Below are 13,928 nucleotides of genomic sequence, written 5' to 3' on the forward strand. Positions count from 1 at the left end.
GTGGAATGGGAGGACGCGGGTATGGACCGCCTGGCCGGCGCTCCCGAGGCGCTGGCCTACGTCAAGGCCCTCAACGCCATCACCCCGCCCACCGCCGCCTTCGACGCCGCCTTCTCCACCGAATAACCCCTCGCCGGGCGGCGGCCGCGCCATGACCGCCGCCCGCGCGAGCCCACCCCCCGTGCGCGCCGCCGTGCGCACCCTGCCGGTTGCGAGCCGACCGTGAGAGGAGACTGATGAGTACCGGAGTATGGCTGATCGGAGCAAGAGGATCGGTCGCGGTCACCAGCATGATCGGTGCCCTGGCGGTGCGGGCGGGCCTGGCCGCGCCGACCGGGTGTGTCCTTGAGTCGCCCGCGCTGCGGAGCGACGCCCTTCCGCGTCTCGGTGACCTGGTCTTCGGCGGCCACGACGTCTCCTCGGTCCCCCTGGACAAGAAGGCCGCCGCGCTGGCCGAGGCGGGAATCCTCCCGGCACGGCTCGCCGAGGCCGTGCGGGACGCGCTGTTCGAGATCGAACAGCAGGTGCGGCCGCTGCCCGTCGGCGCCACCCAGGCCGAGGTCGCGCGGGAGATCGGCGCCGACCTCGACACCTTCCGCCGGCGCCACCGGCTGGACCGGGTCGTCGTGATCAACGTGTCGACCACCGAACCCGCGCCGCCGTCCCACCCCGCCCACGCCGACCTCGACGCGTTGCGGGCCGCGCTGGACGGCCCCGACCCCGTCCTGCCGCCCAGCTCCCTGGCCGCCTACGCCGCACTGCTCGCCGGGTGCCCGTACGTCGACTTCACCCCCTCCACCGGCGCCCGCCTGCCCGCCCTCGACGCGCTGGCCCGCGCGCAGGGGCTGCCCTACGGGGGACACGACGGCAAGACCGGCGAGACGCTGGTCAAGTCCGTGCTCGCCCCGATGTTCGTCCAGCGCAACCTGAGGGTGCGCACCTGGTCGGGGATCAACCTGCTCGGCGGCGGCGACGGCGCGAACCTGGCCGAGCCGGCCGCCAACGCGGCCAAGTCCGCCAGCAAGCAGCGCGTGCTGGCCGAGACCCTCGGCTACCAGCCGCAGGGCGACACCCGCATCGACTTCGTGGAAGACCTCGACGACTTCAAGACCGCCTGGGACCTGATCACCTTCGAGGGCTTCCTGGGCACGCGCATGCGCATGGAGTTCAGCTGGCACGGCTGCGACTCCGCCCTCGCCGCGCCGCTGATCCTCGACCTGGCGCGGCTGACCTCGGCCGCCCACCAGGCCGGGCGCGTGGGACCGCTCACCGAACTGGCCTTCTTCTTCAAGGACCCCCTCGGACAGGTCCCGCACGCCCTGTCCGACCAGTGGCAGGTGCTGCGCGACGCCGTCGCCTCCTACGGCGCGCCGGGCACGCCGCGATGACGACCCTGCGCGACCTGCTGGAGCTGGTCCGCGCCCCGGCCGCGCTGTCGGTCCCCGGCGACGTGGTCGCCGGGGCCGCCGCCGCCGGAGTGCTCGGCCGCCGTACCGCCGGCCTGGCCTGCTCCTCGGTCTGCCTGTACTGGGCCGGGATGGCCGCCAACGACTGGGCCGACCGGCACCTCGACGCCAGCGAACGCCCCGAGCGCCCCATCCCCTCGGGGCGGGTGACGGCGAACGCGGCCCTCGGCACGGCGGTGGGCCTCACCCTGGCGGGCGTCGCCGTGGCCGGGCTCGCGGGCGGCCGGCGTGCCCTGGCGGTCGCCGCGCCGCTGGCCGCCGCCATCTGGGCCTACGACGTGCTGGCCAAGGGCACGGCCGCCGGTCCGCCGGTCATGGCCCTGTGCCGCGGCCTGGACGTGCTGCTGGGCGCCAGCCCCGGGTCCCGCCCCGCCGCCGCGCTGCCGTCCGCCGCCACGATCGCCGCCCACACCTACCTGCTCACCGCGCTCTCCCACGGAGAGGTGTCGGGCACCAGTCCGAGCGTCCCCGCGGCGACCCTGGCGGGCACCGTCGCGCTCACCGCCGCCACCGTCCGCGGCAGCGCGAACGGGACGCAGCCCGCCCTCGCCGGCTGGTACGCCGCCCAGTTCGGCCTTCCCCAGGCGCAGGCCGTCGCCGACCCCTCGCCCGGACACGTCCGTGAGGCGGTCAGCGCGGGCATCGTCAGCCTCCCCGCCCTCCAGGGAGCCCTCACCGCGCGCGGCGGCGCCCCGCGCCTCGCCCTCCTGCTCGCGGCGGCGGCCCCGCTGGCCCGGCGCCTGGTCAAGAAGATCGCCGCGACATGAGGCTCGGCTACGGCACCAACGGCTTCGCCAACCACCGGCTCGCGGACGCCCTGGAGGTCATCGCCGGCCTCGGCTACCAGGGAGTGGCGCTGACGCTCGACCACTGTCACCTCGACCCGTACGCCGACGGGCTGGGACGGCGGGTGGCGGAGGTCGCCGACCGGCTGCGCACCCTCGATCTGGCGGTGGTCATCGAGACCGGTGCGCGCTACCTGCTCGACCCGCGGCGCAAGCACGCCCCGACGCTGCTCGACGACGACCGCGACACGCGGGTGGACTTCCTGCGCCGCGCCGTCGCGATCGGGGCCGACCTCGGGGCCGAGGCGGTGTCGTTCTGGTCCGGCATCCGCCCGGCCCATGTCGACCCGGCCGTCGCCTGGGACCGGCTGGTCGAGGGGTGCGAGCGGGTCGCCGAGACCGCCCGGGAGGCCGGGGTGACGCTCGGCTTCGAACCTGAGCCGGGGATGCTCGTGGAGACGATCGCCGGCTGGCGCCGCCTGCACCAGGCCCTGGGCGCGCCGGACGGCTTCGGCATCACGCTGGACATCGGGCACTGCCGCTGCAACGAGCCCGATCCGGTGCCCGCCTGCGTCGCCGGCGTCGCCGGGCACCTGGTCAACGTCCAGATCGACGACATGCGGCTCGGCGTGCACGAGCACCTGGAGTTCGGCGAAGGGGAGATCGACTTCCCGCCGGTGCTGCGCGCGCTCGACGACGCCGGCTACCGCGGCCTGGTCGCGGTCGAGCTGCCCCGCCATTCCCACGCCGCGCCCGCCGTCGCCGCGCGTTCGATCGACTTCCTGCGCGCCGCCGAGAAGGCGTCGCACGGGACGGAAGCAAGCCCGTCATGACGCCGCGACAGGCGCCGCGCGGGCCGGAAGGAGGCCCGTCATGACGCTGAGGCAGGCGTCGCGCGGGCCGGAAGGGAGCCCCTCATGACGCTGGGACCGGCATCGCGCGAGGCGGCGGAGGGTCCATCGTGACGCTGGAGGAGCGGCTGAGCGCCGCGCTGCGCGACGGATCGCCGGGTGAGTGGCTGGAGGACGCCCTGGCCGCCGCGGCCGAGCGGCCCGAGTCGATCGGCCGGTCCTTCGCCGCGGCCGGGCGGCGCGTCGGCAGGCAGGCCCTGTCCGGGGCGCCCGGCTGGACGGCGGACGAGGCCGCGCGGGCGCTGCTGCTGTCCGCGCTGCCGCCCGACCGGCGGGCGGACCAGGCCGGCGAGCTCTACCGCCACGGCGACGCCGACGAGAAACGGGCCGTGCTCAAGGCGTTGCCGATGCTCGCCGCCGACACGGCGGCGGTGCCGCTGCTGCACGACGCGATCCGCACGAACGACACGCGCCTGGTCGCGGCCGCCCTCGGCCCGTACGCCCGCCACCTCGACCAGACGGCATGGCGGCAGGCGGTGCTCAAATGCGTCTTCATGGGCGTGCCGCTGACCGCCGTCGACCGGCTGGACGAGCGGGCCGACCACGAGCTGGCGGCCATGCTGGCCGCCTTCGCCGACGAGCGCGCGGCGGCAGGACGTCCCATGCCCGCCGACGCCGCCGCCCTCCTCGACCGCCTGACCCCCAAGGAGGCCTGATGCGCATCTTCGACCCGCACATCCACATGACGTCGCGCACCACCGACGACTACGCGCGGATGGCCGCCGCCGGAGTACGGGCCATCGTGGAGCCCGCCTTCTGGCTCGGGCAGCCCCGTACCAACCCCGGCTCGTTCGCCGACTACTTCGACTCGCTGCTCGGATGGGAGCCGTACCGGGCCGCCCAGTTCGGCGTCGTCCACCACGCGACCATCGCGCTCAACCCCAAGGAGGCCGGCGACCCGCGCTGCCGGCCCGTGCTGGACCTGCTCCCGCGCTACCTGGACAAGGACCGGGTCGTCGCGGTCGGCGAGATCGGCTACGACTCGATGACGCCCGAGGAGGACGACGCCTTCGAACGGCAGCTCGCCCTGGCCGTCGAGTACGACCTGCCCGCGCTCGTGCACACCCCCCACCGCGACAAGGCCCGCGGCACCCAGCGGACCATCGAGGTCGTCGCCGCCTCCGGGATCGCGCCCGGGCGGGTCGTCGTGGACCACCTCAACGAGGTCACCGTCGACATCGTGCACGAGTCCGGATGCTGGATGGGCTTCTCCATCTACCCCGAGACCAAGATGTCGCCCGAGCGCATGGTGGAGATCCTGCGCAAGCACGGGCCGGACCGGATGCTGGTCAACTCCGCCGCCGACTGGGGCGTCTCGGACCCGCTGCTGACGCTGGAGACCGGCAGGGCGATGCTGGCCGCCGGGTTCACCGACGACGACGTCGACCGCGTGCTGTGGCGCAACCCCGTGGAGTTCTACGGCCAGTCCGGACGCCTGGACCTCACCGGCGCCGAAGACGAGTCCGGCTCCGTCGCCGGCTTCGACGAGCCCACCTTCGCCGGCAGCTCCATCAAACGCGGAGGCAGCTGATGCGGCTGCTCCACCCCTCGGGGACACCGCTGCACGTCGGTTACTGCACCAACGTCCACCCGGCCGAGGACCTCGACGGCATCATCGCCCAGTTCGACGCCTACGCCGTCCCGATCCGCGACCGCCTCGGCGCCGACGTGCTCGGGCTCGGGCTCTGGCTGGCCGCGCCCGTCGCCGCCGCCCTCGCCGCCGACCCGGCGCTACGCGCCAGGCTCCGCGGGGAGCTGACCGCGCGGGGCCTTGAGGTGGTGACCCTCAACGGCTTCCCCTACCGCTCCTTCCAGGATCCGGTGGTCAAGCACGCGGTCTACCACCCCGACTGGACGACGCGGGAACGGCTGACCTACACCCTGGACCTGGCGCGCGTCCTGGCGGACCTGCTGCCCGACGATGCCGCCCGGGGCTCGGTGTCCACCCTGCCGCTCGCCTGGCGCGACCCCTGGGACGCCGCGATGGCCGGCCAGGCCGCACGCCGGCTCGACGAGCTCGCCGCCGGCCTCGCCGACGTCGAGTCCGCCACCGGACGGGTCGTGCGCGTCGCGTTCGAACCCGAACCGGGCTGCGTCGTGGAGACCACCGAGCAGGCCATCGCCCACCTGGCGGACGCCGACCACGACCGGCTCGGCGTCTGCGTCGACCTCGCCCACCTGGCCTGCGCCTGGGAGAAGCCCGCCGACGCGCTGGGCGCGCTGCGCGACGCCGGCCTGCCCGTCGTCAAGGTTCAGCTCTCCGCCGCCCTGGAGACCGCCGAACCGGAGGCGCTGCGCGAGTACGTCGAGCCGCGCTTCCTGCACCAGACGCGCACCCCCGCGGGCGAGGCCGCCGACGACCTCGACGAGGCCCTCGACCGGCGGCTGCCCGGGCCGTGGCGGGTCCACTACCACGTGCCGCTGCACGTCTCCCCGTCCGCGCCGCTCGCGGCGACCACGCCGCTGCTGCGCGAGGCGCTCGCCGAACTCGCCGGCGGTCCGGAGCCGCTGTGCGACCACTTCGACGTGGAGACCTACACCTGGGGCGTCCTGCCCGCCGCGCTGCGCCCGCAGACGCCCGGGCAACTCGCCGACGGCATCGCCGACGAGCTGGACTTCGTCCGCGCCGAACTTCGCCACCTGGGAGTGGAAGCATGACATCGTTGCTGGTCCTGGACGTCGTAGGCCTGACCCCGAGGCTGCTGGCCCACATGCCGCGGCTGCGCGCCGTCGCCGACGGCGGCTTCCAGGCCGAACTGGGCACCGTCCTGCCCGCCGTCACCTGCTCGGTCCAGTCGACCTTCCTCACCGGCGCGCCGCCCGCCGAGCACGGCATCGTCGGCAACGGCTGGTACTTCCGCGACCTCGGGGAAGTCCTGCTGTGGCGCCAGCACAACGCGCTCGTCGGCGGGGACAAACTGTGGCACGCCGCCCGGCGGGAGCGGCCCGGGTTCACGGTGGCCAACGTGTGCTGGTGGTACGCCATGGGCGCCGACGTCGACTGGACCGTCACGCCCCGGCCGATCTACCACGCCGACGGGCGCAAGGACCCCGACTGCTACACCTATCCGCCCGAGCTGCACGACGAGCTCACCTCGGCGCTCGGCGACTTCCCCCTGTTCACCTACTGGGGCCCGGGAGCGGGCATCGCCTCCTCCACCTGGATCTGCCGCGCCACCGAGCGCGTCATGGCCGCGCACAACCCGGACCTGACCCTGGCGTACCTGCCCCACCTCGACTACGACCTGCAACGGTACGGCCCGTCCGACCCGCGTTCCGCCGCTGCCGCCGCCGAACTCGACGGCGTGCTGGCCCCCCTGCTGGACGCCGCCGCGGCACGGGGGACCACCGTCGTGGCGCTGTCGGAGTACGGGATCACCGACGTCTCCCGCCCGGTGGACATCAACCGGACGCTGCGCGCCGAAGGGTTCCTCCGCGTCCACACCCAGGCCGGCATGGAGTACCTCGACCCGTGGACCTCGCGGGCGTTCGCCGTCGCCGACCACCAGGTGGCGCACGTCTACGTGGCCGACCCGGCCGACGTCCCGGCCGTCGCCAAGCTCTGCGCGTCCCTCCCCGGCGTCGCCGAGGTGCTCGACGAGGAGGGCAAGCGGGCCCACGGGCTCGACCACTCCCGGTCGGGCGAACTGGTGCTGCTCGCCGAGCCGGACGCCTGGTTCACCTACTACTACTGGCTCGACGACGCACGCGCCCCCGACTTCGCCCGGCTGGTCGAGATCCACCGCAAACCCGGCTACGACCCGGCCGAGCTGTTCTTCGACCCCCAGGACGTGCTCGGCGCCAAGCGCCGGGCGGGGGTGGCGTTGCTGCGCAAGAAGGTCGGCATGCGCTACATGATGAACGTCGTCGGGCTCGACGCGGGGGCCCGCGCGGTGCGCGGCTCCCACGGGCTGCTGCCCAGGGACGCAGCCGACGCCCCGGTGCTCCTGTGCTCCGACCCCTCGGTCACCGCGGAGCGCTTCGAGGCCACCGACGTCAAGGACCTGCTCCTCCGCCTCGCCCTGAGCTGACCACAGAGCAGGCCTGCACGCGGAAGGGCCGCGCCGGTGCGGCGCGGCCCTTCACTGGCACCTTCACGGCACCTCGCGGTGCCGGGGAAGGCGATGGCCTACCAGTCGCGCATGCTTACAGAGTGGCTCCCGGCCCGAAGGGGAAGCGGCCGTAGTACTCGCCGACCTGGTCGCGGTAGGCGGGCTCCTTGTAGCTCGCCTCGTCGAACTCCGGCGAGTCCTTGATCTCGTCCTTGGTGCGGCTGACGAAGACCTTCTTCTCCTGCGGGTCGATGTTGATGACCGTGCTCGCGGGGAGCATGACCTTCTTGCCGAAGATCCACGGTCCGGTGTCGACGATCAGGTAGCTCTCGCCGACCTCGTAGGTGGCGTCGTCCACGGAACCGATCTTGCCGTCCGTGGCCTCCACGTGATATCCGACCACGTCGAAGCTCTGATGGGCTCCGGTGACGGTCGGGCCGTAACTCCAAAGATCCTGTGCCATCTTCGTTCTCCCTTCGATTGTGCCGTCGGGACTCTTCGCCCTACCCGTCATTCGCCGGTGAAACATCGATGCGCGGACAGGACCGCCTCACCCGTAGGTAAGGCCGGCCTCGGCGGCCCCCGCGGCCGACGTCACGGGCACCCTCGCGTTTCCGCTAACCTGGACATGGTCACGCGCCGCTAGCTCAGTTGGTTAGAGCAGCTGACTCTTAATCAGCGGGTCCGGGGTTCGAGTCCCTGGCGGCGCACCACGGCAACGGCCGATGACCTGGGCATCCTTCACTTGACGGAGGGTGCCCACAGTCATTTCCAGGCCTGTGCACCTGCCGTCCCTGCCAGTAGAGGGCGGCGGTGCGGTAGCTCGTCTTGCACGCCGTCGCCCCTCGCCGGGCCTCCCGAAGCCGGGGGAAAGTCGCCGGAGCGCAACACCCATGCGCGACTGTGCCATCTCCTGACACCGGTTCCTCGCTGTCAGGCTCGGCGGGCGTTGGACGCGAGGCGCTCGGCGAGCGCGATGACGAGGTCGCGCAGTTCGCCGGGGCGCTCGATGACGAACGGCCGGTCGAGTGCGGCGAGTGTCGGCGGCAACCAGTCGAGCCGCTCGACCCGTAGCCGGACGCGCAGCCAGCGGTCGGTCGTCCGGTCCTCGCCCACCGCGGGCTCGTGCTCCTCCAGGCTCGCGACGCCGGCGGGAAGGTGGGCGCGGATCCGCTCGACCGTCCCGTGGATCCGCAAGGTCACCTCATGCCGGTACTCGGCCGTGGCGAACCCTGACAACACGCGGTGTGCCGGATCGGGACCCTCGGGCGCCTCGAAAGAGCCGGGCAGGGTCCTCGCGTCCGCGATGCGATCGAGCCGGAAGGTCCGGTCCTCGCCGATCTCGGGGTCGGTGCCCGTGACGTACCACCGGCCCGAATGGGCGACGATCCCGTACGCGTGCAGTGTGCGTTCGCTGCGCCGGCCTTCGCGGTCGGTGTACCGGATGGAGACCGGGCGGCGATGGCGTACAGCGTCGGCGATGGTGAGCAGGATTCCGGCGTCCGGGGTGGCGAACTCACGGGGCCGGTCCGTGAAGACGAGAGATTCCAGGAGGGTGTCGAGTCGGCGGGCGATGTGCTTGGGCAGCACCCGCCGGATCTTGGCCGATGCCGTCTCGCTCGCCGTGTGCCCCGCCGCCGTCAACCCTGCTCGGCGGCCGGCGACCAGGCCGAGCAGCACGGCCAGCGCCTCGTCGTCGCTGAGCATGAGCGGAGGCAACCGGTACCCGGGGGCGAGCCGGTACCCGCCGTAGCGGCCGCGCACCGACTCCACCGGCACGTCAAGGTCGATCAGCTGGTCCACATACCGCCGCACGGTGCGCCCATCGACGCCGAGCCGGTCGGCGAGTTCGCCCACCGTCCGGGTGCCGCCCGACTGCAGCAACTCCAGCAGTGTCAGCACGCGGCCGGTGGGTCGAGGCATGCGCACAGCCTAAGACGAATACTGGACCGATTCTGTCCACTATTTCTCCTAGCCTGCGACGTGCAGCTACTTCGTCAGCCAAAGGAGATCACCGTGGACTTCGTTTCGATCCGCATCATCACCGGCGACGTCCGGCGCCTCGTCGAGTTCTACGAGGCGGCCACAGGGGTGCGGGCGATGTGGGCCACCGAGGACTTCGCCGAACTCAAGACCCCCAACGCCACCCTCGCGATCGCCAGCACCCGCACCGTCCCGCTGTTCGCCCCGGGCTCCGCCCGCCCGGCGGACAACCACAGCGTGATCACCGAGTTCCGTGTCGACGACGTGGACCGCGTCCACCAGAACCTGACCGGCCTGGTCACCGACTTCGTCACCGAGCCCACCACGATGCCCTGGGGCAACCGGTCGCTGCTGTTCCGCGACCCCGACGGCAACCTCGTCAACTTCTTCACCCCGGTCACCCCGGCGGCAATCGAGAAGTTCGCACGCTGACGCCGGACACAGCCGCTCACGCAGGACCCCTGAGATCTCGATCGCGGCGACCGGCACGAAGCACAGGCGGACCCGCCCTGCACTTCGTGGAACCGGCGTCCTGCGACACCACAGCTAGCGGCGGGTGAGGTCGTACAGCCAGGCGGCCGCCTCGTCCGGTGCGCCGAAGCGGATCACGTTCAGGTGGGCGAAGCGGGGGTCGTGGACGAGGCGGTGGATGGCCGCCCTGCGGGCCGCGTGCTGGGACCAGGCCCACCAGGCCGGGTGGTCGCGGCGGAACCAGCCGGCCAGGGTCTCGCGGTTGCCGCCGAAGACCGGCTCGCGCAGCAGGGTCCGCCGCAGAGATCGGCGCAGAACCCGCGGCATGATCACGCTTCTGGAGTAGTCCAGCCAGACCACGGTGTCGGCGCGCTCCCACAGCAGCTCGCGCACCTGGGGGTAGCCGAAGGAGTCGAACACCCAGCCGGGCGAGGAAACGATGGCGGCCACCTTCGCCGCGAACCTGCCGTCCACGGCCCACCCCGGCCCCACATAGTGCAATGCGTCCATCTCGTGATACGGCACCGCGAGATGATCACTCAACACCCGCGCCATGGTCGACTTCCCGGCCCCACTGATCCCGACGACAAGCACACGACGCACCCGTGCACCATAGCCTCCGACACCTGCCCAGGTGCCGCCGGATGTGCTCGACGCCGGGGCCGTAGGGCACGGCGCCGCCGTATGGTCGCAGAGCGATGGCCACCTGGTAGAGGCGGTCTGGGCCCACCTGAGGCGTTCCCTGACCAACCTCGCCAGGAAGACCCTTCGACGAATCGCCCGGCTGGTCAAAACGCGGCTGAAGAAGATGCGGTATCGCCCCCGGCTGATCAACCCTTCATCGCCAAGATCCGCCTGGATTTCCAATCACCGTAACCACCGCCTCAAGGATCTCTAGCGTCTTACGCCTCCACAGAACGGCGACAGAACGAGATGATTTGATTCGTCATCTATACGACTGCTTGTTGCGCTATGTTCGTCCCATGTCGATCCAGCTTGTGTCTGCGCTTCTCGGACTGGGGGGAGCTCTCATCGGTGCGACGGCAGCCATGGTGGTCGCTCTCATCAACCATCGCCTGAAGACACGACAGGAGCTACGTGAGCAACTGATCGATGGCTTCATCGAGTCTTTGAAGGGGGACACCGTAGCAGCGCTAGCAGGGACGAAGCTGCAAGCCGCACGCATTGGTGACCGCAAGTCGCTGCGCAGGTACTACGAAGCCGACAACGCCTACGAGATCGTGGACGCAATGCACTCGATCTTACTGAAGGCCGTAAATGCCGAGCGGTCGGTTCAGAACCTCCAGCCACTTGAACTTCGTGACATCGACCACCTGGTTCTGTCTCCGAAGGCGGCGACACAGCAGGAGGCATGGAGAAAGTCTCCTTCTACTTTCAGGGTTGACCCCGCGCTGAGGATCAGGACTAATCCAGCCAAGAACCAACGTGAAGCACGCGGTCAGGTTCCCGAGATAACCGGCTCTTCATGATCGATGGTGTAACCGGTCCCGCCCGCAGAGGACGCGCCAATTACCACAGGGCGGTGGCTCGGCCTTCTATCTCGGGCCATCGTCCGAACCAGTCCGAAGGTACCGATTTCTGACCAAGTCCGAGGTGGCGTACACACGCGGCGGATCCCTCCGCGGCCTCTTCTACGTCAGGATGAATCCGCTGCCGTTCTGGATGCGGTGGGATCAAGGAGCGCGGCGGAGTCCGGTTCACCTGCCGAGCGGTCCCCTCGTCGCGGTGCGGGTCAGGCCAGGTGGGCGTCCACGGGGAGTACGGGGGCGTCCACTTCGATGGTCTGGGGGTATTTGATGCCGGCTCCGGTGTTCAGGACGACGACCTGGTCGTCGGGGGCGATCCAGCCCGAGGCGCGGAGCTTGCGGGCCGCGGCGAACGCCGCCGCGCCCTCCGGGCAGACGAAGGCGCCTTCGAGGGCCGCCACCTCGCGGAGTTCGGCCAGCAGTTCGGCGTCGGTGACCGTGACCGCGGTGCCCGAGGTCGCGGCCAGGGCCCGCAGGATGAGGAAGTCGCCGAGCGGCTTCGGGACGTTGATGCCGAAGGCCACGGTGCGCGCGCCGTCCCAGTAGCGGCTCTCGGGCTCCCCGTTCTCGAAGGCGCGGACGATCGGCGCGCAGCCCTCGGCCTGCACCGCGACCAGCCGCGGCAGCGGCCCTGCGATCCAGCCGAGCTCGCGCAGTTCCGAGAGGGCCTTGTGGATGCCGATCAGGCCGACCCCGCCGCCGGTCGGGTAGAGGATCACATCGGGCATCCGCCAGCCGAGCTGCTCGACGATCTCGATGCCCATGGTCTTCTTGCCCTCGATGCGGTAAGGCTCCTTGAGGGTCGAGGCGTCGAAGACCCGGCCGCCGGAGGCGGCGACCAGCTCGCCGACGATGCGGCCGGCGTCGCTGATCAGGCCGTCGACCAGGTAGAGGTCCGTCCCGGACGCCACGCACTCGCGGCGGGTGATCTCCGGGGCGTCCACCGGCATGACCACGGTGGCGGCCAGGCCGGCCCGGGCGCCGTACAGCGCCCACGCGGCGCCGGCGTTGCCGTTGGTCGGCATGGCCAGCCGCTCGACGCCCAGCTCGGCCCCGCGCGACACCCCGACCGCCGCGCCGCGGGCCTTGAACGAGCCGGTGGGGATCAGCCCTTCGTCCTTCATCAGCAGCCGGGGCACCCCGATGCGTTCGCCGTAGCGCGCCATCTCCAGCAGCGGCGTCATCCCCTCGCCGAGGCTGGTGACCGACCGCGGGTCACGGACCGGGAGGATCTCGTGGTAGCGCCACAGGTCGGGGGAGCGCCGCGCGAGGTCGTCGGGGGTGACCGAGGACCGGACGGCCGCGAGGTCGTAGCGGGCCAGCAGCGGGGACGCGCACCGGGTGCACAGGTTCTGCGGCCGCTCGCTGTCGTGCTCGGCTCCGCACCGGCCGCACTCCAGGTGGGACAGATGGCTGAAACTCAACGCGCGCTCCCTGGCTGCTCTCGAATGGGGGACGTGCCCGCGACAGGGCCGCGGGTACGCGGGGTGCACCAAGAGGTCATCGGTTTCCGGTCGTCCCATTATCGCCAGGCGTGGTGAACGGGAGTTCCCGGGGGGCGTCCCGGCTCCGGCGGCCCGCCGGAAACTTTCACAGGCGGACGAGGGTGTTCGCCGCTTGACCTGGACTGTCGGAAAGGTTTTCACTGCCGCGTTGCGTCCCATTGGCGGCCGAACCTACGGTGACCCCACTCCGCGGCGAATCCGATCAGCGATCAAGTCGAAACGCCGTCGAAGCGCTTCGACGGTTGATTTCGACGGAGTTACGGCGAATCCCGCCGGGCCGGACGCGCGGCGACACGACGGCAGGAGAGGAAGATCATGCTCAGGACGTCACGCCTACTCGTCCCGGTGTCGATGCTGGTGGCGCTCGTCGGCCTGCTCGCCACCCCGGCGCAGGCGGCGACCTGGTCCTCCGCCGACCGGTGGGGTACCTGGACCAACGGCGGCTACACCCTCTACAACAACATCTGGGGCAACGGCGCGGGCCCGCAGACCATCTGGGCCAACAGCTACGGCAACTGGGGCGTGTGGGCGAACCACCCCAACACCGGCGGGGTGAAGTCCTACCCCAACGCCACAAGGAACGTGAACCGGCGCATCAGCGCGCTCGGCAGCGCGAGCAGCAGCTTCAACGTCACCGTGCCGAACGGCGGCGCCTACACCACGGCCTACGACATCTGGTGCGACGGCCACACCTACGAGATCATGCTGTGGATGAACAAGTACGGGCCGGTCGGCCCGCTCGGCTCGCGCCAGACCAGCGTCTCGGCCGGCGGCCACAGCTGGGACGTCTATCGCGGCTCCAACGGCTCCAACCAGGTGTTCTCCTTCGTCCGGCAGGGCAACACCAGCTCCGGCACGGTCGACATCAAGGCCATCTTGACCTGGCTGCGCGGCAACAACTGGTTCGGCGACGTGACATTGGGCGACGTCCAGTTCGGCTACGAGATCACCTCCTCCAGCGGCGGCATGGACTTCCGCACCAACAGCTTCTCGGTCTCGGCGAACTGACCGCGCGACCGGCTGATCGCGCGACCCCCTTGACCGCGTTACCGGCTGATCGCGCGATCCCTTGACCGCGCGATCAGCCGGCACGGTGGAGGGACCCCGGGGCGTACGCCCACCGGTGCGGGTACTGCCGGCCGCTCGGGACAGGTGTCACGAGCGGCTCGGCGAGCCGCCGGAACCGGGCGCCGATGCCGACGCCGTTA

At 71.4% G+C, this 13,928-nt stretch carries 13 protein-coding genes, 1 tRNA gene and 2 pseudogenes; 12 read left to right on the plus strand and 4 right to left on the minus strand.

Annotated features, from left to right (window positions below; translation table 11 throughout):
* The 8 genes and pseudogenes from ABZT47_RS27505 to ABZT47_RS27540 form a co-directional block, all read left to right on the plus strand.
* A pseudogene (locus tag ABZT47_RS27505) lies at positions 1–126 on the plus strand (sugar phosphate isomerase/epimerase); the annotation flags it as partial.
* 110 nt (positions 127–236) lie between these two features.
* Positions 237–1,388, plus strand: coding sequence for an inositol-3-phosphate synthase (locus ABZT47_RS27510; RefSeq protein ID WP_354847990.1), 1,152 nt, complete (start codon positions 237–239; stop codon positions 1,386–1,388).
* Positions 1,385–2,233, plus strand: a complete 849-nt coding sequence (locus ABZT47_RS27515; protein ID WP_354847993.1) for an SCO3242 family prenyltransferase — start codon at positions 1,385–1,387, stop codon at positions 2,231–2,233. The genes ABZT47_RS27510 and ABZT47_RS27515 overlap by 4 nt, the downstream gene beginning before the upstream one ends.
* Positions 2,230–3,084, plus strand: coding sequence for a sugar phosphate isomerase/epimerase family protein (locus ABZT47_RS27520; protein ID WP_354847996.1), 855 nt, complete (start codon positions 2,230–2,232; stop codon positions 3,082–3,084). Before ABZT47_RS27515 ends, ABZT47_RS27520 begins: the two co-directional genes overlap by 4 nt.
* 128 nt (positions 3,085–3,212) lie before the next feature.
* Positions 3,213–3,818, plus strand: coding sequence for an EboA domain-containing protein (locus ABZT47_RS27525; protein ID WP_354847999.1), 606 nt, complete (start codon positions 3,213–3,215; stop codon positions 3,816–3,818).
* Entirely contained in the window at positions 3,818–4,693 is an 876-nt protein-coding gene (locus ABZT47_RS27530) for a TatD family hydrolase (protein WP_354848002.1), read from the plus strand. Before ABZT47_RS27525 ends, ABZT47_RS27530 begins: the two co-directional genes overlap by 1 nt.
* Entirely contained in the window at positions 4,693–5,820 is a 1,128-nt protein-coding gene (gene eboE, locus ABZT47_RS27535; protein WP_354848005.1) for a metabolite traffic protein EboE, read from the plus strand. Before ABZT47_RS27530 ends, eboE begins: the two co-directional genes overlap by 1 nt.
* The gene (locus ABZT47_RS27540) at positions 5,817–7,193 is read left to right on the plus strand and encodes a nucleotide pyrophosphatase/phosphodiesterase family protein (RefSeq protein ID WP_354848009.1); all 1,377 of its coding nucleotides are present in this window, start codon (positions 5,817–5,819) and stop codon (positions 7,191–7,193) included. Before eboE ends, ABZT47_RS27540 begins: the two co-directional genes overlap by 4 nt.
* 115 nt (positions 7,194–7,308) lie before the next feature.
* Here the strand turns inward: ABZT47_RS27540 and ABZT47_RS27545 are convergent, their stop codons facing one another.
* Entirely contained in the window at positions 7,309–7,677 is a 369-nt protein-coding gene (locus ABZT47_RS27545; protein ID WP_354848012.1) for a PRC-barrel domain-containing protein, read from the minus strand.
* Between the two features lie 173 nt (positions 7,678–7,850).
* Between ABZT47_RS27545 and ABZT47_RS27550 the strand changes: the two genes are divergently transcribed.
* A tRNA-Lys gene (locus ABZT47_RS27550) sits at positions 7,851–7,927 on the plus strand.
* 220 nt (positions 7,928–8,147) lie between these two features.
* Here the strand turns inward: ABZT47_RS27550 and ABZT47_RS27555 are convergent.
* A complete protein-coding gene (locus ABZT47_RS27555) occupies positions 8,148–9,137 on the minus strand; it encodes a YafY family protein (protein ID WP_354848015.1) in 990 nt (329 codons plus the stop codon).
* 93 nt (positions 9,138–9,230) lie between these two features.
* On the opposite strand from ABZT47_RS27555, the gene ABZT47_RS27560 reads away from it, so the two are divergent.
* On the plus strand, positions 9,231–9,629 hold the full coding sequence (locus tag ABZT47_RS27560; RefSeq protein ID WP_354848018.1) for a VOC family protein: 399 nt from the start codon (positions 9,231–9,233) through the stop codon (positions 9,627–9,629).
* Positions 9,630–9,743: 114 nt separating this feature from the next.
* On the opposite strand, the gene ABZT47_RS27565 is transcribed toward ABZT47_RS27560, so the two are convergent.
* Positions 9,744–10,193 carry a hypothetical protein gene (locus ABZT47_RS27565; protein ID WP_354848021.1) on the minus strand — a complete coding sequence of 150 codons (450 nt, stop codon included), beginning with the start codon at positions 10,191–10,193 and terminating at the stop codon, positions 9,744–9,746.
* 458 nt (positions 10,194–10,651) lie between these two features.
* Between ABZT47_RS27565 and ABZT47_RS27570 the strand changes: the two genes are divergently transcribed.
* On the plus strand, positions 10,652–11,158 hold the full coding sequence (locus ABZT47_RS27570; RefSeq protein WP_354848024.1) for a hypothetical protein: 507 nt from the start codon (positions 10,652–10,654) through the stop codon (positions 11,156–11,158).
* Between the two features lie 263 nt (positions 11,159–11,421).
* Here ABZT47_RS27570 and ABZT47_RS27575 read toward each other — a convergent pair whose 3' ends face one another.
* A complete protein-coding gene (locus tag ABZT47_RS27575; protein ID WP_354848027.1) occupies positions 11,422–12,639 on the minus strand; it encodes a threonine synthase in 1,218 nt (405 codons plus the stop codon).
* Between the two features lie 390 nt (positions 12,640–13,029).
* Here ABZT47_RS27575 and ABZT47_RS27580 point away from each other — a divergent pair.
* Positions 13,030–13,728 (plus strand): annotated as a pseudogene (locus ABZT47_RS27580) (hypothetical protein); the annotation flags it as partial.
* Positions 13,729–13,928 lie beyond the last annotated feature (200 nt).

This window comes from Sphaerisporangium sp. NPDC005289 (assembly GCF_040607455.1).
In the GTDB taxonomy this organism is placed as follows: domain Bacteria; phylum Actinomycetota; class Actinomycetes; order Streptosporangiales; family Streptosporangiaceae; genus Sphaerisporangium; species Sphaerisporangium rhizosphaerae.